Genomic DNA, 24,880 nt, shown 5'->3' on the forward strand with positions numbered 1-24,880 from the left:
CCCTTCTTACTGTGGTCGAGACAGTACGGTAACACAGCTTCTTACATGGTAGCCAACGGCGCGAACGGCGCTTTTATTCGGTCATCGGCGCAGAATATTCCACCGAACGCGGTGCTACTCCACAGCGTTTTCTCCCTCGTATTCCTCGATGATACGCGTGCTCACCTGGGATAGCTCTTTGAGCAAATCGTAGAAGTTGCCCATCTCGTTCCACACGCCGTCCTCACTGAGCACCCCGTAGGCGGCGTCGGTTTCGGCGAGGTCGCGCGACCACTGACCTTCGTAGTACGCAATGAGTGGTTTGAGGGTGTCCCACGCCTGAGCTAGGTCCTCGGGGAAGTTCTCGTGGGCGTTGTTGAATCTCGTGATCTGTGTCAGACGCTCGTCGTTGACCTGAATTCGTTTCATCTGCTCTGCAGCCATGGTGCCATTGTAGGCGCAGATGACGTTGCCCGCCCTTTCCACGCAGGTGGATGGGGCGGGCACGGGGTGGCGAGAACTCAGTACGCGAGCGCGAGTGTCGCGGTTACCGCACGCTAGTACAGGAGAGCGTCGACAAAGCTCTCCACCTCAAACGGTGCGAGGTCGTCGGCACCCTCACCGAGGCCCACGAGCTTCACCGGCACACCAAGCTCCTCCTGAACCTGGAACACGATGCCACCCTTGGCAGTGCCGTCCAGCTTGGTGAGCACCACGCCCGTGATGTCCACCACGTCGCGGAACGTGCGGGCCTGGATGATGCCGTTTTGGCCAACGGTCGCGTCAAGAACGAGGAGCACCTCGTCCACCTTGGCCTTCTTTTCCACCACGCGCTTGACCTTGCCGAGCTGATCCATGAGGCCCGTCGAGGTGTGGAGGCGTCCGGCGGTATCGACGAGCACCACGTCGACGTGCTCCTCGGTACCCTTGGCCACCGCATCAAATGCCACCGACGCGGGGTCCGCCCCCTCCTTGCCGCGAACAGTGGAGGCACCCACGCGGCGACCCCACGCCTCAAGCTGGTCGGCGGCCGCTGCACGGAACGTGTCCGCTGCACCGAACATGACCGAATGCCCCATGGACACGAGCACGCGCCCGAGCTTGCCCACGGTGGTGGTCTTGCCCGTGCCGTTCACGCCCACAACGAGGACGACGGCGGGCTTGTTGTCGTAGGGCATCGCCTTGATGGAGCGGTCAAGCTCTGGCTTGCCTGCCCCGATGAGGGTTTCGCGCAGCATGGCGCGTGCTTCCTCCTCGTTGCTCACGCCGCGGGCAGCGATCTTCTCACGCAGAGAATCAACCACCTTCATAGTTGTGGTGGCACCGAGGTCCGCCATGATGAGCGTGTCCTCGATCTCCTCCCACGCGTCCTCGTCCAGGTCGCCTGCGGAGAGAATCCCCAGCACACCTTGGCCGATGACGTTGTTCGACTTGGACAGCCTGCCGCGTAGGCGCCCCAAGCGACCTTCCGCGGGAGCAATGTCTTCAGTTTGAACCTCGGCAGGCTCGGGCTCGGCTGTCACGGTCTGCTCTGAGGCCTGCGGCGCTTCCTGCGCACGCGCGGCCTCGGCGGCCTCTACCTGCTGGGCCGCAGCGGCCGCCGACTCGTCGATTTCTTCCTGCGTCGGTGGCTCGGTAGCCTCCGGTGCCGCTGCTTCCGCCGGCTCGTCGGTGTGCACGGCCTGCGCACCGTGATCTTCCTTCTCACCCGGCGTGGGGACAGTTGCCGGCATATTGGTGGCAGTGGGTTGCGGGGCATCGGGGTCGGTCACCTGGTCAACGCTGCCCGGCTTGGCTGCGTTTTCTTCCGTATCCGGCTTTTCGACGACCACGTCAGGCTCCGGGTGGGCGTCGCTGTCAACGACGGTGGGCGAAACCTCGGGCTCCTCCACCTGGAACACTTCGTGGGACGGTTCGGCAGCCGGTGCAGTTTCCGCATACTGAGCACCGTCCGCGGACGGCGTGACAGGTTCTGCCACTGTGGCTTGCTCTTCGCCGCCCACTGTGGCGGTGTGCTCCGCCTCGCCCCCAACCGGCTGTTCCGCCTCAGCGTTGGCGCGCGAATCGGTTTCGAGAGACTGATCCGTTGCCTCATCGCCAGCCTGCGCGGTCTCATTCTTCTTGTCCGCGCCGGTTGTCTTCGCTACTCCTGCCCCAGCTGCCGCTGCCACAGCAGCTCCTGCAATGCTCGCCCCCGCCTTCGTGGCAGCGGTGGAGGTGCTGCGCTCTGCAGCGGACGCACCCGCCGTGGTATCCGCAGCGGTGGATGTGGGTTGAGTGTCGGTAGAAGAATCACGCTGCGTGGTTGGAGTACCTGACGCTGCAGGCTGTGGCGAGGAAGACTGCGCAGGCGAGAGTTTCTGCCCATCGCGAAGCACAGGTTCCTTCTCTGCGGAATTTCCCGCCGCGAAGTTGAAGCCACTCTTGGCGTGGTAATTCCCCGACTTTTCGGCCTGGGTAAGCTCCTTTTTCTCCTCCTTCTTTTCAAAGGAGACCTGCTTAGACTTCCCCCTCTTGAGGCCAAAGTAGATAATCAGTGCGATGACGATGACCGCAATGACGAGGCCAATGATCCAGTAGGGCAACGTTGTGGAATCAATCATGGAACCCACGTTACCGGCTCGCGCCCGCAACGTGCGACTGCGCGCGAGATTACGCGGGCTACTGGTGGTCTCAGCAAAGCGTTGACACTAATGACACAGGTTCGCCTACTAGCGTCCGCGCAGACTCCGCTTCCACCACTCGTCCCATCGCTTCCCGCGCTGGGGCCACCAGCCACTGCCGTCTACACGGCATGTAGCCAGGTGCCTTCTGCCACACGAACTGCAACGAGGTCCCCGGGATACAGAGACCTATTTGATGACCAATTTGACCTCCTTATCCCACAATTCCGGGAGAGGTCACCGCGCACACCATCGCCTCGGCAGACACAATGTCGCCGGTGACGAGCTCGGGAACGATGGTGGCGAGCTTCGCCCAACCACGGGAAGCCTGCGTGAGCTGCTTGGACTTTCCGATGAGCCCGTACGCGTGCATGCGGGCAGCCAGCGCAAACACCAGTGAGACCACCGGTGCGAGAGCCCACACGTTCTCATGGTTTTCGGTATCTACACCATCGAGCTTGTCAAAGCGGATGCGCGCCGAGGTGTACAGCTGACGGTTCGCACCACGCAGGCCACGCAACAGCGCCACTGCAGCCTTGATCATTTGCTGATCCGCAAGAAGCACGTTGAGCTCAGCGCGGTGCTGGAAGGTCTCGTACACCGCCAGGAGACGGCTCGAATCATCGAGGATGGACCCCGGCACAATCTCCGCGGAGGAGAAGAACATGCTCAGCAGCGTCTCCTGCTGCGCCGGGTCCATGTGCGAAATCTGCACGATTCCCTTGTCCACGCACGCGGTGTCAAGAGTTGCATCACGTCCCGTGGCGAGGGTCTCCACCAGGCGCTTGCCACCCACATCGGTCAGGCGCCGGATGAGGTGTTTGCGTTCCTTGGGGTCAAGCACCGCGGGAAACGGCTCGTCGGGAGTGGTGTTTTCGGACGCCGTGGCACTGTCTGCTGCTTCGTCATCATCAACGTCCATCCCTGCACGGAGCTGCCCGATGAGCTGCAGCGCACCGATCCACGGCGCGCGGTGCGTATCGGTCACTTCTTCGCCGGTATTGAACAGCGAGCCGATGAGCCCCGAACTGATGATCCTGGCAGGCTGCTTCTCCGCCGGGATGAGGGAGGCGGATAGGCCCGACAGCGCGGCCGATGGGTGCGCGGTGAACACGGCGACGATCGCCTTGCGGGATACGCCCTCGGTGATGGCACTGTCCCACAAAACCGGCATGATGGACGGATCAGCGGGCGGGTTTTCCGTCTCGCCTGCAAGGAAGGCGGACAGCTCGTCAAAGCCCTGACTCGACGAGGGGAAGTGGCCTTCCTGTTCCGCGCTGAGGCTTGTCGACGGTGGATTGAGCGGTGGCCGAACCGTGTTGAAGGGATCCGGGGTGTACAGGTAGACGGAGAGTTGGCCGGTGCCCACATAACGCTCGGGGAGCTCCACTGTCCCATCCTCCACAGGAAGGGAGATGGCATTTTCCCACGGGGCTGTGTCCGGCCAGATCCATGCGGCGAGCGTGCGCGGTGAGCCGTTAGCTGTGGTTGTTGCAAGATCGGTGAAGCTCATCGTCGAACCCTCGATGGTCGCGCCAGTAGCCACGGGCGTGGAATCCAGGATGGCAATGTTGACGGATACCCTGCGGTCGGTGCCGGGGTCGGTCCACGCAAATTCAACGCGACCTCCGTTGACCCCGACGAGTCCGGTGCCGAGGGAAGCGAGCTCCACCGAGTAGGTGCGCGAGTCTTCCTGCTTGAGGTTGAGGGTTCGCACCGGGGCGCCCGTACGGTTACGCACCGTCATCTGGGGCTTACCAATCTCGCCCGTCGCGCGGACACGGAAACGCCCTGCTAGATCGATATCCGTCGCCGGAGTGACAATGCGCGTCGTCCTCCAAATGGGTCCACACTCCTTGATGGGAAGCTGGAAACGTAGGCGTGAGGGGAAGAACCGCATCGGCATAGAGGTTCCCTCGTCCGTTTCTACCGTGAAGTATGCGCCAGCCTCCTCGGGGGCAACATCCACCACGCGTGGGGCCACCTCAAACTCTTTTTCGCCGGGGCGCAGGTGCAAGCTCGCGGTAGACAACCCACCCTGGGCCGGGATGCGCAGCGAGGGACCGGAACCTTCCACAACCGCGGTCGCGCCCTCCACGAGGGCAAACTCGTGGCGGAAGCTCTCCCCGCGTGGTCCACGGATCCGGACGAGGAACTCCCCCACCCACGGTGCGTCGTAGGCCTCCGGGTCGAACACGTCAAATACCCCGCCTTCTGCGGGAACTTCCAATGGTTCCGTCGGAGCGATTTCTGTACCCTGCTGGTCAACGCCCGCGTAGGAGGAAATTGTCAGGTACCACTCTTCGGTGGTGCCCGACTGCGTGGGCGGGAATTCCACCACGAGGGACTCGGTGTGAACGGGAAGGTCCATGGACGAGTGGACATCGGGAAGAACGTTGTCAGGTTCGGTGAACACCACACGTTGGCGGGGGTCGATGCTGCGCACTGCTTTCATCGGGCTGGGGGTCTCCCCGGCGCGCAGGAGCTGGATGGAATCGGCACTAGAGCAGTCCAGAACGTGACCGACCCAGCCGTTCCAACCCTCAACCTCAAAAGTCTCAACGATGGGCAGGGCCTTGCCCGTGACAACGTCGATAAGCTGACTGTCAGCTGGGCACACGACGGCGAGCTCACCGTGGTGGAGCGAATGCTTCTCCGTCAGGTTTTGCCCACGGGTGGAAAACACGAGGAGCGGGTCATCGTTGCGCACCACGGGTACCACCCAGGTGTGTTGGTTGGTAACATCCGCTACCTGAAGGTCTTTCACCTGGTGCCGCAGTGTGAGGTCGAGAGACTCGGTCAAATTGCGGGTGCTCCCCCACGGGCGGTTGGTTCGGAAGACCTCGGTGGTGCCGCCGACGGAGACGCGCCAGTCGATGACATCCTCGCCCTCGTCGAGGATCTGCTCAGGCAGGCGCACACACACCTTTCCTTGCCTAAGGTTGAGGACGAGGCGTGGGCGTTCCTCGCGGTGGCCCGCACCCACCGCATCGCGGCGGTTTTCGGTCCCGGCGGGCCGCTCGGCGAGTTCTGCAAAGACTTTCTCTTTCACCAGTTGCGGTGCTTCAATGTCATCCTCAAACTGCCACGTTGCCGAGTTGTCCACTGTGTGCTGCCGGAGCCTGCGCACAGACTCGACGATGGCTGTTGCCCTCTCGGGTGCCACGTCGTGTCCGGAGTGAAGAAGCGGACAGGCCTCGAATGGATCGTCGGACGAACCGAAATCGAGTTCTTCCAACAGTGCGGGAACCTCGCTGCTGGTGATTCCCGCATGGAGGGTAAGCAAGGTGATCGGGTCTGCCCCGTCGGCTACCGTGAGGCCCACCTTGGCCATGAGTTCCGCGATGTTTTCGCGGAGGAAGTCCTCGTTGGCCCCCTCCGTGCCACCAATGCCCAGTCCACCGAAGTATTCGGTGAAGAGGTTGTCTGGCTCCACCATGCGGGAGGCGCGGTAGACCAGGGTGGTCGATGTTAGCGCAGGTGTGGAGGAGATGAGGGTTGCGAAATCGGCTCCGAAATCGAGTTGTCGCCCAAGGAATGTGCCGTAGAACTTCTCAATCGCCTCGCACTCGTCGTGCCCTAAGCCACTATCGGTGAACCAGCCGATGTCCTTGAGCCTGCCGGCGAGCTGAAGCTCTGTTTGTGACGCCCATCCGAGGAGGGAATCGTTCGGATCTGCGATTGGGGATTGAGGAACGCCCGTGGACACCAAATTCGCCTTTCTTGTAAGAACCCTTGTTAGTCAAAATATCGTGGCCCGTGGATAGTTAGCCTACCGCGACTTTCACCCAGCGCACGGTTTGGTAACGCCACCATGTTAGTGCCACGGGTCTGATGAGGTGAGCGCCACGTGCCACTAAGGCGATGCGCACCGTGACTTAATGGCGCCGCTACGGCTCCTGCCCGGTGGAGGTGCCGTAGCAGGACACTCCGTATCCGATGGCGGAGGCGATAGCGATGACGCTGAGCACAGCACCAATCCCCATGGACACGTTCGTGCCTAATCCCTCTTGGTAGCTAGCGAGGGGCTGTGGAAGTCCGGGTAACGGGAAATGCACGGCTGCCAGGCCGAGCAGCGGAATCACCCACGCAAGGGGAACCGCATAGCCGGCGGGTGGCTCGACACAGGCACCGCTGGTTCCACCAGGTGTGTTCCCTCCCGGGTTGGCCGGGTCATCTGTGGTCACGGTGACGGTGATGTACTGTGCTTTACCTCCTACTTCGACACCGATGATGCCCTGCGTTGCACCCTGCACGGGCGTGACGTTGAGCGCACCGTCTTTCACAGTCACTGTCCAGCCTTCGGGCGCGGTGATCTTTGGCCTAGTGGAATCGCGCAGAGTGCCGCGAACAGGGCGAATCACGGATGTCCCGGAACTGCTGATACTCACGGAGCTGGGGAAGACAGCGCTTTCCAGTGCTGGTGGATTCTCACTACCCGGCGTCTCCGGCGTCGTGGGCTTCGTCGGCTCCGTGGGGTCCGGTGTCTCCGGGGTCGTAGGTTCCGTCGGCTTCGTCGGCTCCGTGGGGTCCGTCGTTACCGTCGGCTCCGTCGTTACCGTCGGCTCTGCTGGAGTGGTGGTCTCCGGCGAGCTCGGCGTAGTTGTTTCTGGCGTAGTCGTTTCTTTGACGCATTTTCCCCCAACACGGAGCAGGAAAACCTTCGTCGTTTCCGGCTGGCCCGGGTACGTGATGTGGAAGTAGACATTGTGATCCCCTGCGGGAATCGTCTTCGCGATTTGGATTTCCAGCCTTCCTGGTAGCTGAATCACGCGAAGATACTTATTCGAGCCGGCATTGACTTTCATCACTGCGCCTTCAGGAAGAACGATTGTATCCAGGTTGAGCAGGGCTCCTGGACGTGCCTCGTAGCATTCCTCGAATGTAAAGAACTCGTGAGGAGTGATATTCACCTTCATCTCACGCACGATCGGCTGCTGGCCAGGCAAATCCACAATCAGAGTGACGGTGTGTTCACCCAGCGGTGTCTGGGGATCAGCCTTGACCATAACTTTGGGGCCCTCCACCTCAGTGGAGATGAGCCCCCTGGCCGAGGAAGACGGCACGGCCCGGATGCTTCCCCCATCCGGCCACGGTGGTACATCCCCGCTGGCGTTCACCCACACTGTTTGACTACGGGCAAGGTTGACGCTCGCGGGGAAAGTGATCTTCCGTGGTGCAACCGTGAGGTGGATTTCCGCTTCCTGTGTGGTGTGATTGGAGTACGTAAGGGTGAGCCCCACGGTGTACTCGCCCGGGTGTGCCTCAGCGAGTACCTGAATATGAACCCCTCCAGGTTTCTTTGTGCTGGTCACTTTCAACGGTGTGCTGTGAATCTGAATTTTCGTTCCAGCCGGCGCGTACCCTGTCGGAGTGACGGTTACCCCCTCCCCTGGCAACAAGATCAGCGGCTCCTCTAGCTTGTAGCTGAGCGAGTAGTTAGTCACAGTCACCCGCATCGAGCCGGAGTTCGTTTCCCCAGCCTCGGTCCAGCTGTACCCCAGCGTGTACGTGCCAGGTTGGATGCCTTCAGCAAATCTCAAGAGCCAGGTACGCTTACCGTCATTTGCATCTTCTTGTACAAACTTCGCGTACTGGTTCCCCGCTGTCACGCGTAAGTCGGTGACGGTATCAGAAATCGTGTACTTCAACGCCTGCCCTGGAGATAAGGTCGCATCGGCCAATCCGCCAAAACTTTGCGCACTGGCAACGGCAACGAGGGAGCCTGCCCCGTCACCAGGCACCACCCCTGTGCCACCCGCAGGAACGATGACACTGGCGAGGGCGCAACACATTGCTACGGAAAGCGCACGAAGTTTCACTGGTCGGACCTCCTGGGCTCTAACATTTAAGCTGTTACCACTGAGTATATGGGGAGAAGCTAGTGAGTGGAGTACCTTTCTTTGTAATTCCACGGCTATGGGGTCGCGCCGATGAATTGCTGCTCTACGTGCATGCTGGTGCGCGCCATCTGCCGGCCTACTGCTCAACCCGGTGGAGGCGCTGGCTAATGACGCGGGTGACGCCGTCGCCCTGCATCGTCACGCCGTAGAGAACGTTGGCCACATCCATCGTCGGTTTCTGGTGGGTGATGACGATGAGCTGGCTCGTCGCGCGCAGCTTTTCAAACAGGGCGATGAGGCGTCGCAGGTTGACATCATCGAGGGCCGCTTCCACCTCGTCCATGACGTAGAACGGGCTGGGTCGAGCCTTGAAAATCGCTACGAGCATGGCCAGGGCGGTGAGCGTTTTCTCCCCACCGGAGAGCAAGCTCAAGCGCTTGACCTTCTTTCCCGGCGGGCGGGCCTCCACCTCGATGCCGGTGGTGAGCATGTCTGTGGGATCGGTGAGCAGGAGTTTGCCCTCGCCGCCGGGGAACAGCGTGGAAAACACCTCGGGGAACTCCCGCTCAACGTCGTGCCAGGCATCGGTGAAGAGGGTGAGGATCTTGTCATCTACCTCCTCAATCACCTGGTGGAGATCCTTACGGGCCCGAATAACATCGTCGAGCTGCGTGGTAAGGAACGAGTAGCGATCCTCCAGGGCCGCGTATTCCTCCAGAGCCAGAGGGTTGACCTTGCCCAGCGAGGCCAGCGCCTTTTCCGCGCTCTTCAGCTTCTTGCGCTCCTCGGTGATGGAGAACCCCTCGGGCTCGTGGAACTGTTCACGCAGGGTAGTGGCGGGAACACCCGTCTCACCTGTGGCGCGTCGCTCCGCTTCCTCCAACCGGACGGCCGACTGCGCAGCTTTCATCTCCACCTCGTGGTAGGCGGTCTGGGCGCGGGAGAGGCGCTGCCGGGCATCGTGAACGGCGACGGACTTCTCTTTCACCGTGGCCTCGGCACGTGCCACCTCCTGGCGGGTAGCTTCACGCTGGTCGTGGGCCCGCGTGAGGGCATCTTCCACGCGGGCGGCTACTGTGGCGGCTGCATCGCGCACGGCGATGGCCTTTTCCACCTCGCGGCGGCGCTTTTCTTGTTGTTCTTCGAAGCGTTTCTTGTTCTCCGCATCTGCTGCCGCTTTTCTGCGCAGGCCCTGAGCGCGCTGCGTGGCGCGTTCCACCTCATCGCGGGTTGACCGCGCGGCGATTTTCGCCTCCATCTCCATGGCCTGTACCTGTGCCAGTCGCTCGGCGGCGCGATCCTTGTCCTCCGTGGAGACGTCCTCGCCCTCGTCGGTGTCCTCCACCCGGGCGAGCCTGTCAGCCGCCTCTGCGGCTTCCTCTTTCGCCTTTTGCACGCGCTGTTCTGCGGCTGCGAGCTTGTCCGCGTTGGCTTTGTGCTGGTGCCGCTCGTTTTCGGAGCGGGCGGCGGCGCTCCTTGCCTCGCGTTCGAAGGCGGAGTGCTCCGCCTGGAATTCGCGCATGGCGGCTGTGGCCGAGGCGGCCTCCACTCGCGCCTGTTCTGCTGCGTCCTCGGCTCCGGCGACGGTGCCCGCCATCTCCTCTACGGTCGCGCGGGCCGTGGCAAGCGCGGCGGTGGCGTCGTCGATAAGCGAGGAAACCTCCACCGGGCTCCGGGTGCCCTCGCCCACCTCGGCCCAGCCCTCGCCCACGAGCGTTCCGTCCGTGGTCACGGCGCGCAGGCGCGGGTCCTGGGCGACCACGTCGAAGGCCTGCTCCACGGAGGCCACGACGACGGTATCCGCAAGGATCCGCCGCACCGCACGGGGCGCGGCAACGTGGTCGGTAAGCCACGAGGTGCCGCTGGGCAGCGCGGATACCTCCACGTGCCAGGCATCGCCTGCCGTATCGTCCACCACCACGGTGCGTGGCCAGCCCTCACCTGTGTGCTCCGCGGGGGCGCCGATGACGGCCTCAGAAAACCTGCCCAGAGTTGCGGCGACGGCCTTTTCCATGCCTTTGTCCACGCGCAGAGTGGTGGCCAGCGGCTGGAGAGAAGTGTCCGGCAGGGTGTCCACGCGGGTCGCCTCGAGGGTCTCGATGCGGGACGTGAGCGATGCCACCTGCTGTTCTCCCGCGCGCTCCTCGTCGCGCAGTTGTTTCAGCCGGGACTCGGCGGCCTCGGACTCGGCCACCGCGCGCACGCGCGCCACCTCCAACGGCCCTCGCTGCTGCTCGTGTTCTTCGGCTTTTCTACGCGCCTCTCGCGCCTCGGCATCGACCTTTCTCGCGCGCTCCCGCGATGCGTCGCACTCCGCGGCCGCTTCCTGTACGCGGGCCTCCGCGCGCTCGACGGCGGCGCGAGCCTGCTCATCTGCCGAAACGAGACGCACGATTCCCTCGCGACGATCGGCGATGGCGCGCACCCGGCGCATGTGCTCGTCGTCGGCCTCGCGGGCCTTCTCCTTTGCGTCCTCCACCTGGTCAAGGATGGTTTCCAGGCGCTCCTCGGTCACCTCCGCGCGCTCCTCCAGCGCCTCCACCTGGGCCTCGGCATCCTCGGCCTGGGCAAGCGTCACCTCCGGGTCCGGCCCCTGGTAGCGCGAATCCTCCACGTGGGAGGCGCGATCGGAGGCAATCCGCACCGTCGCGTCTACCTTTTCCTTCAGCGCACTGAGCTCGAACCAGATGCGGTTGGCCTCCGCCGCCACGGGCTGGGCGGCCACAAGAATCTCGTCCGCGTCCTGGTGCTGCTGCTCCGCCTCCTGCACGCCGGCAGTTGCGGCCGTGAGCTCCACGTTGGCGGCCTTCTGCGCTTCCTCGTGCTCCATCTTGGCGGTAAACAGGCGCGTGAGCTCGTAGCCCGCGATGAGGCTGCGGGATTCACGGACCTCCGCTTGGACGGTTTGGGCTCGCTTGGCGGCCTCCGCCTGCCGTGCCAGTGGCTTGAGCTGTCTTTTCAGCTCCTCGGTGAGGTCGGTGAGGCGATCGAGGTTGGCCTGCATGCCGGTGAGCTTGCGCTGCGCCTTCTCCTTGCGGCGTTTATGCTTCAACACGCCGGCGGCTTCTTCTATATAGGCACGCCGATCCTCGGGGCGGGATTCGAGGATCTCGGTGATTTTGCCCTGCCCCACGATAACGTGCATCTCCCGACCGATGCCGGAATCGCTGAGCAGCTCCTGGATATCCATGAGGCGCGCCTTGGAGCCGTTGATCTCGTACTCGCTTGCACCGTCGCGGAACATGCGCCGGGTGATGGACACTTCCGAGTACTCGATGGGCAACGCGCCGTCATCGTTATTAATAGTAAGGGTGACCTCCGCTCGGCCGAGCGGCTTGCGGCCCCCGGCACCGGCGAAGATGACATCTTCCATCTTCCCGCCGCGTAGTTGCTTGGCGCCCTGTTCCCCCATCACCCAGGCCAACGCGTCAACCACGTTGGATTTCCCGGAACCGTTAGGCCCCACCACGGCACAAATCCCTGGCTCGAACTTCATCGTCGTGGCCGAGGCAAACGACTTAAAGCCTTTGAGCGTGAGGGATTTCAAATACACGTCACGTACTTTATCCCACCCCGTCATCACTCTTAAAGTCCACGCAGCCGGAAGCTGGGCTGAGAAGTGCACCGTCGAGCGGCCAGAGGCGTGCCCTAATGAAACCTTTTCGTGTTAGGTGCCACGGGGTGCATGGAAAAGTAGGCAGAGATCAAAGGGGGGAACAAAAACAAACGGGAAGAGCATTTCGTAACGCTTGTGCCCGCCTGACAGAACAGTGGTTGTCCAACCAGATGAGGAACGCAAATTCTTGCTGTCGCCCACGGGGCAGCGAATTCAGTGCACATACGGCGAGTAAAACTGTGTTCACATGGCGGTGCCGTGTACTCTTTCGCTTATGTGTGGAATTGTTGGATACGTCGGTAATCCCGAGAACTCAAACTTAGTCAACGACGCCCTCCAAGTATGCCTCGAAGGCCTTCGCCGCCTCGAGTACCGTGGATACGATTCCGCGGGCGTCGCAGTTATCTCCGACCACGCCATCTCCTACCGGAAGAAGGCGGGCAAAGTAGCGGAGCTGGAGAAGGCGCTCGACGCATCGCCGCTGCCGGTTTCCCCCATCGGCATTGGTCACACCCGCTGGGCCACCCACGGTGGCCCCACCGATAACAACGCCCACCCGCACGTGGTGGATCATAACCGCCTCGCCGTCGTGCACAACGGCATTATTGAAAACTTCGCGGAGCTCAAGCGCGAGCTCAGCGCGGCAGGCATTTACTTCTACTCCGATACGGACACCGAGGTTGCCGCCAACCTCATCGCCTTCTATTACAACAACGATGCCAACGGCGACCTCACCCGCGCTATGCAGCTCGCCGTCGGCAGGCTCGAGGGGGCCTTCACGCTGCTGGCGATCCACGCGGACCACCCGGACCGGATCGTCGCCGCACGTCGCAACTCCCCGCTCGTTATTGGCCTGGGCGAGGGCGAAAACTTCCTCGGTTCCGACGTCACCGCCTTCATCGACCACACGAAGCACTGCGTGGAGATGGGCAACGATCAGATCGTCACCATCACCGCTGACTCCTACGAGATCACAGACTTCCTGGGCAACCCCGCTGAGGGCAAGCCCTTCGAAGTGAAGTGGGATGCGGCCGCGGCCGAAAAGGGTGGCTTTGATTCCTTCATGGATAAGGAGATCCACGACCAGCCCGCCGCCGTCCGCGACACGCTCATGGGACGCCTCGACGAGCAAGGCCACATCCAGCTTGACGAGCTCAACATCGATGAGTCCGTGCTGCGCAGCGTGGACAAGATCGTGGTCATCGCCTGTGGCACGGCCTCCTACGCCGGCCAGGTGGCTCGCTACGCCATCGAGCACTGGTGCCGCATCCCCACCGAGGTGGAGCTCGCCCACGAGTTCCGCTACCGCGATCCCATCGTCAACGAGAAGACCCTCGTTGTGGCGCTGAGCCAGTCCGGCGAGACCATGGATACGCTCATGGCCGTGCGCCACGCCAAGGAGCAGGGCGCCAAGGTGGTCGCCATCTGCAACACCAACGGTTCCTCCATCCCCCGCGAGGCGGATGCCAACCTGTACACCCACGCCGGCCCAGAGATCGCCGTCGCCTCTACCAAGGCGTTCCTCGCGCAGATCACCGCTGCCTACCTCCTCGGCCTGTACCTGGCGCAGCTGCGCGGCAACATGTACGCCGACGAGATCAAGGACATCCTCGATTCGCTCACCGAGATGCCGGAAAAGGTGCAGAAGGTCATCGACGGCGAGGAGGAGATCAAGAAGCTCGGCCGGGACCTGTCGGGCTCCACGAGCGTCCTCTTCCTGGGCCGTCACGTGGGCTTCCCCGTCGCCCTCGAGGGTGCGCTCAAGCTCAAGGAGATCGCCTACATCCACGCCGAGGGCTTTGCCGCCGGCGAGCTCAAGCACGGCCCGATCGCGCTCATCGAGCCCGGCCAGCCCGTGTTCGTCATCGTGCCCTCCCCGCGCGGGCGCAACGAGCTCCACGCCAAGGTGGTTTCCAACATTCAGGAGATCAAGGCCCGTGGCGCGATCACCACGGTCATCGCAGAGGAAGGCGACGAGGCCGTCCTCGAGCACGCTGACCACGTCATCTGGATCCCGCAGTGCGCTACCCTCATGCAGCCTCTCTTGGCCACAGTGCCGCTGCAGATCTTCGCGTGCGCCCTGGCAGGCGCCAAGGGGCTCGATATCGACCAGCCGCGTAACCTGGCCAAGTCCGTCACCGTGGAATAGCCACGGTGGGTGGCTAGAACACCTACACCAAACGGCCCGCACATCCACTTTCGGTGTGCGGGCCGTTCGCTATTCCCACGTATTCCGCAGCCGCCCGGTGTTTTCAGCGGCTGCCGTCTTCAGGTTCCTACTGAGTTAATTTGTTAATTTGCCAAAGTTAGCATCGGCAGCGCCCCTAAGAAGCGATTGCATTCAGTGGGCTACGCCTCGTAGAACCCCTCGAATCCGCGAGGCGTCTTCCACTGCTCTACAACTGCATCCACCCTGCCCGGGCGCCTGTGTGTCGAGGGCGACTCCCGCAGGCGACTAAGAAGCTCCTCACATTGAGATCTGCCACCTTCTGCAACAATCTCCACGCGCCCGTCCCACTTATTGCGGGCTTCACCTGCCAGCTTTAGCTCCAAGGCCTGGGATTTCACCCACCACCTAAAGCCCACGCCTTGGACTCGGCCGTGGACAAATGCTAAAAGTTGGACATCTGACATAGGTTGCATTCTACAAAGCCGGGGAGAAACATTGGTCGCATGGTAAGTGGACTCAAGCGTGGCGATAAACAGTTCAAACAGGCGACGCTGGCGATGGTCCTCGTAGGGTTCGCGGCTTTCAACGCGATGTACTGCACTCAGGCCCTCCTCCCCCAGCTGTCAGACGCATTCTCCGCCCCGCCGTCCACCGCGGCTCTCACCGTATCCGCCACAACTGGTGCCATCGCAATTGGCGTGATCCCCGTGTCCATCCTCTCCGAGCACTTCGGGCGCGGCAAAGTGCTGAGTATTTCCTTGTTCGTCGCCACCCTCGTTGGCCTCCTCCTTCCGTTATCTCACAGCATGGGCATGCTCATCGCACTCCGTGCACTACAGGGAATAGCCATTTCCGGTGTGCCGGCGGTAGCGATGGCGTGGATTTCCGAGGAGATCGACCCCGGCTATGTGCCCATCGTCATGGGCTGGTACATCGCCTCCGATTCAATTGGTGGCCTCTCCGGCAGGCTCATCCCGGCCTTCGTGAGCAACGCCTTCGGCTGGCGGTGGGCACTGATAGTCAACGGCGTGGTTTCCGTCGTGCTGGCTCTTATCGCGCTGCGAGCGCTCCCCAAGCAGCGACGCTTTGTGTCTCGCGCCATCACTTTTGGCAGCGAGTTCCGCGCGATCCTCGTCCACTGGCGCAGGCCCGTACTCGTCGCACTTTTCGCCGTCCCGTTCCTCGCCCTGGGTCTCTTCGTCACGATGTACAACTTCGTCGGCTACCACCTGACGGAGAATTTCGGCTTCCCGCCCGCACTCGTCGGGTTCCTCTTCGTGCTCTACCTCTCCGGTACCTACTCCTCCACCCAGGCAGGCAAGCTCTCCTCCAAGATCGGGCCAGGCAAGGTCTTGGTTCTTTCAGGAATCCTCTCCGCAACGGGGCTTTTCCTCGCCTACATTCCGTCCCTGCCCGTGCTCATCATCGGGCTGCTCATCTTCACTGCCTCGTTCTTCGCCATCCATTCCACGGCATCGGCGACTGTTGGAATCCTGGCTAAAAAGGGACGCGCCGAGGCCTCCTCCAGCTACGTCTTTAGCTACTACATGGGCTCGTCCATTCTCGGCTCCACCCTGGGGCTTGTCTACCAGGATCACGGCTGGGCGGGGCTCATCACCACGCTGCTCATCGGCACAGCGATCATGCTCGCCATCATCGTGTACGTGGCCACTCCACGTCAGTAGCGCCGCTGACACCGCGGACAAAAAGTAGTTCCTCGTCCCCCCACCTTCGTCTTCACCATCAGTTCGCCGCACCTGTCGCATGGCTCGCCCCCCCCCTGCCCGTAGGCGTGAAGAGACCGGTCGAAGTACCCGGACTCTCCGTTGACGTGCACGTACAAGCTGTCAAAGGACGTGCCTCCCTGGGCGAGTGCTTCCCGCATAACTTCTTCACCGCGGTGCAGAAGCTCAGTCAACCGGGCGATACTCACCCGGCGTGGCTGCTGCCGCGGGTGGAGGCACGCGCGCCACAGCATCTCGTCGGCGTAAATGTTTCCAATTCCGCTCACCAGCCCCTGGTCGAGCAGCGCCGGCTTGAGCTCCCCACGTCTCATTTTGAGTCGCTTGGCGACGCCCCTGTGGTCCAGCCCTGCGTCTAGCAGATCGGGTGCGATGTGGGAAAGGCTCACCGGTATTCCCTGCTCGTCGATATCGCTGAGCGACCACGACCCGAAGGTGCGCTGATCGACAAACTGGGCGACAGTGCCGTCCAGCTGCGCCACAATGCGGGTGTGCGGCGAGATGGGCACGGTGGTCTCGGTGATCCGCACCTGCCCACTCATGCGCAGGTGAATGACGAGTGCCTCCGCATCGTCGAGGACAAGCCAGAGGAACTTCCCGCGCCTCCCGGTCCCCTCGATGCGTCTGCCCGCGAGCCTCTCAGCTAGGTTCGGGGTGTCCCTACTGGCCCGCGGATGCAGGACTGTGACCTCGCCGAACGTGCGTCCGACGAGGTGAGAATCAAGCCCTCTGCGGACCGACTCAACTTCCGGCAGTTCGGGCAATGTTTTGTTCCCTCAAAATGGACACCGCCTGCTTGGCAGCCAGCTGCTCCGCGGACTTCTTGTTATGCCCCTGGCCGGTTCCCACAACCTGGCCGTCAATGACGGCGGTGGCGGTAAAGAAGCGGTCGTGATCAGGCCCGGTGAAGCTCGACTGGTACTCGGGCATGGGAAGCTTGCGTTCCGCTGCGCGCTCCTGCAGGAGTGTCTTCCAGTCCGTGTGCAGCGAATCGGAGGAAGCGTGCACAATCTTCTCGTTAAACAGAGTGAGGATTGTGTGGCGTGCCGTTTCAAAGCCGTGCTCGAGGAAGATGGCCCCAAACAGGGCCTCCGTTGTATCTGCGAGGATGGAATCCTTGTTGCGTCCGTCGGTGAGAATCTCGCCGTGACCGAGCAGGATATGCTCACCAAGCCCGATCTCGCGGGCGATGTCTGCCAGCCCGTAGCGGGACACGATGCGGGCCCGCATCTTGGAGATGACGGACTCCGGAGACGAGGGATACGTCTCAAACAGTTTGTACGCCACCGAGCAGCCGAGCACGGAATCGCCGAGGAACTCGAGGCGCTCGTTGTTCGGCAGACCGCCGTTCTCGTTGGCGAACGACCGGTGCGTGAGCGCCAAGCACAGGTGCTCGTCGGTGAGCGTGGTGCCGAGCTTTTCCAGCAGCGGCTTGTGGTCGATTGCGGTGAAGGCCTCCTCTAGCGCGGCTTCGCCGGTGAGACGCTTCTTCTTGGTCATTTAAATTTCTCCAGTCCAGCCCAACGCGGGTCGATGAGATTTTCCGGGTCTTGTGATTCTGGCACGTCGGAGTCTTCGGGGCACGGCGTGCCGGTCAACGATTCGCACGTGGGGTTGAACGGGAACGTTGTCCCCGCCTCGTCGATGACCACCTGGGTGAGGTCCATCATGTTGTTTTCCACGCGTGGCACCTCGTCCTCGTCCGACTCTTCATCGTCATCCTCATCGTGGGAGGTGATGAACGTGTCGGTGAGCGCGTAGATCTGGTCAACGGCGATGCTCACGTCGACGGAGTGCTCGGTGAGGCACCGGGAGCACTGCGCATGGGCCACGCCCGTTACAGTGCCGTGCGCGTGAATGCCCTCGCCCAGCGGGAGGAGGTCGACGTCGAGGGTGATGTCATCGCCCTTATTGATCGCCATCATCTCCAGCCCGATATGGTCGGGGCTGGAGCCTGTCACGGTGACGTGCTCGGGATCGGTGACCCCGCGCATGAAGCGGGTGCAGTCAACAATCAGTGGGTTTGTCATGGCGAACTCCTGTTACCGGTCGCCTCGGCCAGCCGCGCCGGAGGCTCCTGCCCCGCGGCGCAGTGCGGAACGGTCACGGGAGACTGCGCGCAGTGTGGTTTCCAGCGAAGCCTCGAAATCGGCGAGCTTGGAATCGACGAACTCGTCGCATTCGCGACGCAGCCGGTTGGATTCGGTGTGGGCCTCGTCCACCACCCGGTGTGCTTCTTCCTTTGCTACGCGTACGACCTCGGCCTCGGAAACGAGGCGAGATTGCTCGGCAAGACCTTCGTCTACGCTGCGCTGGTAGGCATCGTTGCCCTTGCGGATGAGCGCATCCGATTCCTCGCGGGCACGCTGCACGGTAGTATCGGCCTCCTGCGAGGCACGCTCGGTAACATCGTCTGCCTTCTGGTAGGCATCGTCGAGCGTTCGCTGGGCCTTCTCGTTGGCCTCGCGCACGAGGCGTTCTGCCTCCGCGTGGGCTTCGTCCAAAATCCTGTCAGCCTCCGCAGCCGATTGCGTTTCTAGCTGGTAGGCCTTTTCCTCTGCATCGTGGATGATGCGGTCGGATTCATCGAGAACGTCTTGGGCTTCATCCATTTCTCGTGGTATAGCGTCGCGGAGATCGTCGAGCCACTGCTGCATCTCGGCGCGGGGAACCATGCAGTTAGCAGTCATGGGCACGCCGTAGGCGCGGTCAACGGTGTCAACGAGCTTGTCCAGCGAATCAAATACTTTGAACATGCTCCCAGGTTACCGGGAAATTACGTGGCACTGATGACAACACCCCCTGCGAACGAAAAAACTCTCGCTGATGGGGCTAAAACCCCGCGGGCCGCGCCAGTGTCGCCCCGCCAGCCGCGCCAGTGTCGCCCCGCCAGCTGTGTCTCAATCGCCCCCCAGCCGTACCAGCATCACCCCGTGCGAGTTACTGATACTGCCCCACATTGTGAGAAAGGGGCAGCATGGTCGCTTTGACTGTGGCTATGCAGAAAGAAACCCGTGCACGGTTACTGTGCACGGGTTCGTCGCTTATGCCTGGTTTTTACACCACGCCGTGGGCGATCATGGCATCGGCAACCTTCTTGAAGCCGGCGATGTTCGCGCCGATGACGTAGTCACCCTCGTGGCCGAACTCGGCGGCCGTCTCGGACGCGGTGCGGAAAATGTTCTTCATGATCCGCTTGAGGCGCTCGTCGGTATCCTCAAAGGTCCAGTGGTCACGGCCGGCGTTTTGCTGCATCTCCAGTGCGGAGGTGGCAACGCCACCGGCGTTGGAAGCCTTGCCCGGCGCGTAGTTGATTCCGGACTCCTGATAGATGGAGATCGCCTCATTGGTGGAGGGCATGTTGGCGCCCTCACACACGAACTTCACGCCGTTGTCCACCAGCAGGCGGGCGTGTGCCCCAGTGATTTCGTTTTGCGTCGCGCACGGAAGTGCGATGTCGGCCGGCAGCGACCAGATGGTGCCGTCGGTGTGGAGGGTGGCACCGTCGGTCTCCTTGACGTAATCGGCCACTCGGCCACGGCGCACCTCCTTCACGTCCTTGAGCAGTTCAAGATCGACACCGTTCGGGCACTCCACCCAGCCTGAGGAATCGGAGAAGCCGATGACCGTGGCTCCGAGCGCCTGCGCCTTTTCGATGGCGTAAATGGCAACGTTGCCGGATCCGGAGACGATCACCTTGGCGCCGTCGAAGGAGGCACCGTGGGACTTGAGCATCTCCTCGGTGAAGTAGACGAGGCCGTAGCCGGTGGCCTCCGTGCGAACAAGCGAGCCGCCCCACGTCAGCCCCTTGCCGGTGAGCACGCCGGCCTCGTTGCGGGCGGTGAGGCGCTTGTACTGGCCAAACAGGTAACCAATCTCACGGCCGCCGACGCCGATATCACCGGCGGGGACGTCGGTGTATTCGCCGATATGGCGGAACAGCTCCGTCATGAAGGACTGGCAAAAACGCATGACTTCGGCATCAGACTTGCCCTTGGGATCGAAGTCACTGCCGCCCTTGCCGCCGCCGATGGGCAGGCCGGTGAGAGAGTTCTTAAAGATCTGCTCGAAGCCCAGGAACTTGATAATGCCGAGGTTCACCGAGGGATGGAACCGCAGGCCACCCTTGTAGGGGCCGAGGGCGGAGTTGAACTGGACGCGGAAGCCGCGGTTGACCTGCACCTGGCCGCGGTCATCGATCCACGGAACACGGAACATGATCTGCCGCTCTGGCTCCACGAGGCGCTCGATGAGGGCGTTATCTGCGTAGCTGGGGTCCTTCTGCAGGACGAACTTGAGGGAGCCGAGGATCTCCTCAACAGCCTGGTGGAACTCGGTCTCACCGGGGTTGCGCTTTTTAATCTGGTCGTAATAGTTGGCGATTTTCTCGTCGACGTTGCTCATGTAAGGCCCTTCTAGGTCGCGTTTCGAACGTTATAATTTTCCAATCGACGGTGTATATATGCAAGCAATTGTGTTTGTTGCATTTATCACAGTTCGCTTTTGCGGTAGTCCATTGTGTTTACTACCTTTCGCCGTGGGGCTTTCATCGGCTCTTACCGGCAGGTGCCGGGGTTCCGGCTCCGCTGAGTGGCCAGTCGGCTCGAACGGCGGGATGTGCGCGCTTGTGACGCCACGAAAATCGTAGCACAATGCGTAACGCTCGTACGGTTTTTGGTTCGACTACTGTGTACCCCATGATCATCGTCTCCCCCGACCGTTTCCCCCCACTGTCCCCCGCCGAGGCCGCCTCAGCCATCGCCGCCGCGGTGGGTGGGGTTTCTTTCCCGCTTCTCGACGCCCGCCTGGGCACGTCCCAGCACTTCGAAGGCTCACGCATCACTTTGCCCACCACGGGGGTCTCCGGCCGGCTGACGGAGGCCAGCTACACCTATAACGAGGCGATTACCACCGCGTTCATCGATGTCGCGGCGGCCAGCGGGCCGGTCGACGGCATCGATCCACTGGACGGGGATTCGTACGGCACCGGCGTCCTCATCGCCGATGCTCTGGCACGCGGGGCCACCACCATCGTCCTTGCGGCCGGCGACAGCGGCGCCCACGACCTGGGTGCCGGCATCCTCACCGCGCTGGGCGTGCTCCTCCAGGACGAGCACGGCTCCCGGCTCAGCCCCGGCGCACGGCCCGTGGAAAAGCTCGCCAGCATCGATCTCACCGGCCTCAACACCCAGGCACTCGGCCCCACGTGGATCGTCTACGCACCCACGGTGAGTGGCGTGGAAAGCCTAGCCCAGGTGCAGGGGAGCGTCGACAAGCTGTGTGAGATGACAGGTGTGAAACCGACGGCGACGTCCGGCACCGGCGGAGGACTCCCCCTGGCGCTTACCTACCTCACCGGGATCGCCGGAACCGGCAAGGTGGTCGTATTCAACCCCCTCACCGTGTCCGAGCCGTACCAGGCCCTCCGCAACGCCGTGGAATCCACCGCGGGAGCGACGGTCCTCACCGCCACGCCGGAGGACAACCCCACGCAGCTGACCCGGGCGGTACGCAAGGCAGCAGGCACTGGGGCCGAGGTTATCGAGCTCACCGGCGCGGGCACCAGCCGCGAGTGGACACCAACGGCGCTGGCCGAGTGGGTGACTACCGCTCTGCCACAACCATCCACGGATAAATAGCGGCCACCTCAAATTCCTGCTCGTTTTCCAAAAGCACCCGGTCCGCCGGCAGGTTGACCGCCGGGGTGAGGACCCGGGACAGCCGCATCGCCAGCTGGTTGACCGACCCCGTGAAATCCGGCGCGAGGATGACAAAGCGCACCACCGTCGGGCTTTCCCCCTCGTCCACCGCGGGGTTGTGGCGCGTGGTGGCGTACGTGGCGGCCAACAGCTCCTCCGCCCCCTCCGGCAACACCGGTTTAGGCAGAACGTTGACGCTCAACCGCGTACCCGCAACACCGGGCAGGTCCCGGGCAGTGTGGAGGAATGCGGAGCGCAGCGTGGGTGCTTGCCCAGCCGGCATGTACACGTCGAAGGTGATGGTGGCCATACCGTCAACTGTAGCCAATTAGTATAGGGGGCATGTCTCCAATACATTCGCGTCCCCATCCCATCCAGACGATGGCCGATGGCACGATAAAACAGGTCAACCCCTTCTCCGGCACCGAGGTATGGACCGTGCCGGGCCGCGGCAACAGGCCGCTTACCTCCCCCAACACCAACCCCCTGCCGCTGGGCGCCGACGCGCACACCCACAGCTGCGCGTTTTGCTCCGGCAACCTCACGGCCACCCCGCCGGAGAAATCCCGCATGGTGCGCACCGATGGTGGTTGGGAGATTCTCAAGGGGCTGCAGCACAGCGAGCTCACGAACACCACCGCCGAGTTCCGCCGCGTGCCCAACCTGTTCGAGATCGTCACCTACGACTACTGGGAGAAGAACTACGGGTTCACCATGGACCCCGATCTGCTCGAGCGGATGGAACGCTACATGTCCGAGCCCGCGGGCAAGGAGCACGTGTTTAACATCGTGCGCACCCGCCTCAAGGCCGCCGGACTCAACCCGGACGTGCCCGAGGAAGAGCTGCGCGAGCGGGCCAAGGGATACTTCGGCGGCGGGCACGACGTGATCATCGGCAGGCGCCACTTCACCGACGGCGCCACCCACGACAACCAGCTCGCCTCCTCCGGCACGCTCACCGAGGACGAGCACCGCGCCTTCATCCACTTCACCATCGACGGCATCCACGACCTGTACGAGCGCAACCGGTACGCCTGCTACGTGGTCGCCTTCCAAAACTGGCTGAAGCCCGCCGGTGCCTCCTTCGACCACCTGCACAAGCAGCTCGTCGCCGTGGACGAGCGCGGCGTGCAGGCCGACCAGGAGATTCAAACCCTGCGCTCCAACCCCAACATGTACAACGAGTGGGCCGTGGACTACGCCGGTTACCGCAACCTCGTCATCGCCGAGAACGATCACGCCGTGTGCTTCGCAGGCTTCGGCCACCGCTACCCCACCCTCGAAATCTTCTCCAAGTCCGCCGCCTGCTTCCCGTGGGAGCACACGGCCGAGGAGATCAATGACATGAGCGATCTCATCCACGCTTGCCACGCCGCCACCGGCACCGACGTGCCATGCAACGAGGAGTGGTACCACCAGCCCATCGACCTCGATGTGCCGATGCCGTGGCGTGTCATGATCAAGTGGCGCGTGTCCACCCTCGCCGGCTTCGAGGGCGGGACGAAGATCTACATCAACACCCGCTCCCCATGGGACGTGCGCGACCGCATGGTGCCCGAGTTCTACCGCCTGCGCGACGAAGGCGCCATCAATAAGAACATCCGGATCGCCACGGAATGCACCATGGAGCGCAACAGCCTCAAGTACAACTCGACCCTGAAATAGGATCCCATGACCCCTTCCACCATCGCCCAGCTCATCGATTCCCCCGCGGCCCCCAGCTACGAGTGGCTGTGGACGCACTACAAATGGATGCACCAGCACCCCGAGCTTTCCCTCGAGGAGGAGCACACCGCCGCTTATATTCAACGGGTGCTCCACGATTTTGATTGCGAGGTAAAAACCGGGATCGGTGGGCACGGCATCGTCGCCATCTTCCGCAACGGCGAGGGCCCCACGGCCCTCATGCGCGCCGATTTCGACGGCCTCCCCGTCACGGAGGCGACCGGCGCCGACTACGCCTCCCTCAACGAGGGGTGCATGCACGCCTGCGGCCACGATGTTCACACCACCGCCCTCCTCGGTGCCTGTAAGCTTCTCGACGCCGTCCGCCCCTCCTGGTCCGGCACGTTCATCGCCCTGTTCCAGCCCGCCGAGGAGGTCACCCAAGGTGCCTCCATGATGCTTGCCGACGGACTGGGTGAGCTCATCCCCCGCCCCGACGTTTGTTTCGGTCAGCACATCCTCCCCGGCCCCGCCGGCACCGTGTTCACCACCGCCGGCCCTGCGGCCGCGGCGTGCGACACGCTCACCATCACCATCCACGGCCGCAGCTCCCACGGCTCCATGCCGCACCTCGGCGTGGACCCCACGATCGTTGCCGCGCACATCATCCTCCGCCTGCAGTGCATCGTCGGCCGTGAGGTGTACCCCGGCGACTTCGCCGTCATCACGGTGGGCAAGCTGCGCGCCGGCACCCGCAACAACATCGTCCCGGAGACAGCGGAGCTCGTGCTCAACACGCGCTTCTACGACGAGGAGGTGCGCGACCGCTGCTACCGCTCCATCGAGCGGGTGGTAAAGGCCGAGTGCGAAGCCTCCGCCTGCCCCGCCGAGCCGGAGATCGTCTACTCCGCCCACGGGGAGCTCACGGACAACTCCCCCGAGGTGTTTGACACGATCCGCCCCGTTTTCGACGCGGCCTTTGGCCAGCGGTCCCAGGATGCCACCCCGTGGACGGCCTCCGACGATTTCAGCGAGATCCCCCGCCACTTCGGCGCACCCTACGTGTACTGGACCCTCGGCATGACCCCGCAGGAGGTGTGGGATGCCGACCCGGCTGCTGCCCCCAGCAACCACCAGCCCGACTTCCTGCCCGACCCCCAGCCCACGCTCACCGCGGCGTGGCAGGCCGCGGCGCTCGCACCGCTGTCCTACCTGGCAAAATAACCGCGCGAAAGCTTCAGGGCCTGACCCCGTGGTCAGGCCCTTCGTGCATGCAAGAACGCTGCCGGGCCCATCTCTATTGCCACGACAAACAACTAATACTTTCCTGTTATTTGACTTAAAACAACGCCTGCGCGTCAATGTCGCGCATTCGTTCACCTACCGTGGAAGCGTCACGGAACCGAAGAGGAGGAACGTTGGGCACCATAAAGAGATTCTTGAACAGTTGGGCACGCCGTCCCGAATACTTTCTTGTGCCTTTGGCGCTCGGGCAACATGCAC

The 24,880-nt window shown here is 62.8% G+C and carries 17 protein-coding genes; 5 read left to right on the plus strand and 12 right to left on the minus strand.

What is annotated here, in order from left to right; translation table 11 throughout:
- Nucleotides 1-114: 114 nt before the first annotated feature.
- The 5 genes from HMPREF1219_RS04260 to smc form a co-directional block, all read right to left on the minus strand.
- Complete coding sequence (locus HMPREF1219_RS04260; protein ID WP_040426893.1) at nt 115-423, minus strand: DUF4298 domain-containing protein; 309 nt, start codon at nt 421-423, stop codon at nt 115-117.
- Nucleotides 424-536: 113 nt separating this feature from the next.
- On the minus strand, nt 537-2,582 hold the full coding sequence (gene ftsY / locus HMPREF1219_RS04265; protein ID WP_016459274.1) for a signal recognition particle-docking protein FtsY: 2,046 nt from the start codon (nt 2,580-2,582) through the stop codon (nt 537-539).
- A gap of 274 nt (nt 2,583-2,856) precedes the next feature.
- A complete protein-coding gene (locus HMPREF1219_RS04270) occupies nt 2,857-6,351 on the minus strand; it encodes a hypothetical protein (protein WP_016459275.1) in 3,495 nt (1,164 codons plus the stop codon).
- Nucleotides 6,352-6,532: 181 nt separating this feature from the next.
- Nucleotides 6,533-8,185: a hypothetical protein gene (locus HMPREF1219_RS12155; RefSeq protein ID WP_156823202.1), complete on the minus strand. Its 1,653-nt coding sequence runs from the start codon at nt 8,183-8,185 to the stop codon at nt 6,533-6,535.
- A gap of 436 nt (nt 8,186-8,621) precedes the next feature.
- Nucleotides 8,622-12,038: a chromosome segregation protein SMC gene (gene smc, locus HMPREF1219_RS04280; protein ID WP_040427243.1), complete on the minus strand. Its 3,417-nt coding sequence runs from the start codon at nt 12,036-12,038 to the stop codon at nt 8,622-8,624.
- A 337-nt stretch (nt 12,039-12,375) separates the two neighbouring features.
- On the opposite strand from smc, the gene glmS reads away from it, so the two are divergent.
- On the plus strand, nt 12,376-14,250 hold the full coding sequence (gene glmS, locus HMPREF1219_RS04285) for a glutamine--fructose-6-phosphate transaminase (isomerizing) (protein ID WP_040427245.1): 1,875 nt from the start codon (nt 12,376-12,378) through the stop codon (nt 14,248-14,250).
- 200 nt (nt 14,251-14,450) lie between these two features.
- On the opposite strand, the gene HMPREF1219_RS04290 is transcribed toward glmS, so the two are convergent.
- On the minus strand, nt 14,451-14,735 hold the full coding sequence (locus tag HMPREF1219_RS04290; protein ID WP_180805457.1) for an acylphosphatase: 285 nt from the start codon (nt 14,733-14,735) through the stop codon (nt 14,451-14,453).
- Between the two features lie 39 nt (nt 14,736-14,774).
- Here HMPREF1219_RS04290 and HMPREF1219_RS04295 point away from each other — a divergent pair, with 39 nt between their 5' ends.
- Nucleotides 14,775-15,956: an MFS transporter gene (locus HMPREF1219_RS04295; RefSeq protein ID WP_016459280.1), complete on the plus strand. Its 1,182-nt coding sequence runs from the start codon at nt 14,775-14,777 to the stop codon at nt 15,954-15,956.
- Here the strand turns inward: HMPREF1219_RS04295 and mutM are convergent.
- The 5 genes from mutM to gdhA form a co-directional block, all read right to left on the minus strand.
- On the minus strand, nt 15,950-16,777 hold the full coding sequence (gene mutM / locus HMPREF1219_RS04300) for a bifunctional DNA-formamidopyrimidine glycosylase/DNA-(apurinic or apyrimidinic site) lyase (RefSeq protein WP_016459281.1): 828 nt from the start codon (nt 16,775-16,777) through the stop codon (nt 15,950-15,952). The two genes, HMPREF1219_RS04295 and mutM, sit on opposite strands and share 7 nt — an antisense overlap.
- Nucleotides 16,755-17,513: a ribonuclease III gene (rnc, locus tag HMPREF1219_RS04305; RefSeq protein WP_016459282.1), complete on the minus strand. Its 759-nt coding sequence runs from the start codon at nt 17,511-17,513 to the stop codon at nt 16,755-16,757. Before rnc ends, mutM begins: the two co-directional genes overlap by 23 nt.
- On the minus strand, nt 17,510-18,043 hold the full coding sequence (locus tag HMPREF1219_RS04310; RefSeq protein ID WP_016459283.1) for a YceD family protein: 534 nt from the start codon (nt 18,041-18,043) through the stop codon (nt 17,510-17,512). The genes rnc and HMPREF1219_RS04310 overlap by 4 nt, the downstream gene beginning before the upstream one ends.
- Nucleotides 18,044-18,055: 12 nt before the next feature.
- Complete coding sequence (locus HMPREF1219_RS04315; RefSeq protein WP_016459284.1) at nt 18,056-18,769, minus strand: SPFH domain-containing protein; 714 nt, start codon at nt 18,767-18,769, stop codon at nt 18,056-18,058.
- A gap of 301 nt (nt 18,770-19,070) precedes the next feature.
- Complete coding sequence (gene gdhA, locus HMPREF1219_RS04320; RefSeq protein ID WP_016459286.1) at nt 19,071-20,417, minus strand: NADP-specific glutamate dehydrogenase; 1,347 nt, start codon at nt 20,415-20,417, stop codon at nt 19,071-19,073.
- Between the two features lie 248 nt (nt 20,418-20,665).
- On the opposite strand from gdhA, the gene HMPREF1219_RS04325 reads away from it, so the two are divergent.
- Nucleotides 20,666-21,652: a glycerate kinase gene (locus HMPREF1219_RS04325; RefSeq protein WP_016459287.1), complete on the plus strand. Its 987-nt coding sequence runs from the start codon at nt 20,666-20,668 to the stop codon at nt 21,650-21,652.
- Here the strand turns inward: HMPREF1219_RS04325 and HMPREF1219_RS04330 are convergent.
- Nucleotides 21,618-22,022 (minus strand): hypothetical protein, encoded by a 405-nt coding sequence (locus tag HMPREF1219_RS04330; RefSeq protein WP_016459288.1) that lies wholly within the window; start codon nt 22,020-22,022, stop codon nt 21,618-21,620. The genes HMPREF1219_RS04325 and HMPREF1219_RS04330 overlap by 35 nt on opposite strands.
- Nucleotides 22,023-22,054: 32 nt before the next feature.
- Between HMPREF1219_RS04330 and HMPREF1219_RS04335 the strand changes: the two genes are divergently transcribed.
- Together HMPREF1219_RS04335 and HMPREF1219_RS04340 are read left to right on the plus strand one after the other, a co-directional pair.
- Complete coding sequence (locus tag HMPREF1219_RS04335; protein ID WP_016459289.1) at nt 22,055-23,377, plus strand: DUF4921 family protein; 1,323 nt, start codon at nt 22,055-22,057, stop codon at nt 23,375-23,377.
- A 6-nt stretch (nt 23,378-23,383) separates the two neighbouring features.
- Complete coding sequence (locus HMPREF1219_RS04340) at nt 23,384-24,601, plus strand: amidohydrolase (RefSeq protein WP_016459290.1); 1,218 nt, start codon at nt 23,384-23,386, stop codon at nt 24,599-24,601.
- Nucleotides 24,602-24,880 lie beyond the last annotated feature (279 nt).

It is taken from the genome of Corynebacterium pyruviciproducens ATCC BAA-1742 (genome assembly GCF_000411375.1).
GTDB lineage: Bacteria > Actinomycetota > Actinomycetes > Mycobacteriales > Mycobacteriaceae > Corynebacterium > Corynebacterium pyruviciproducens.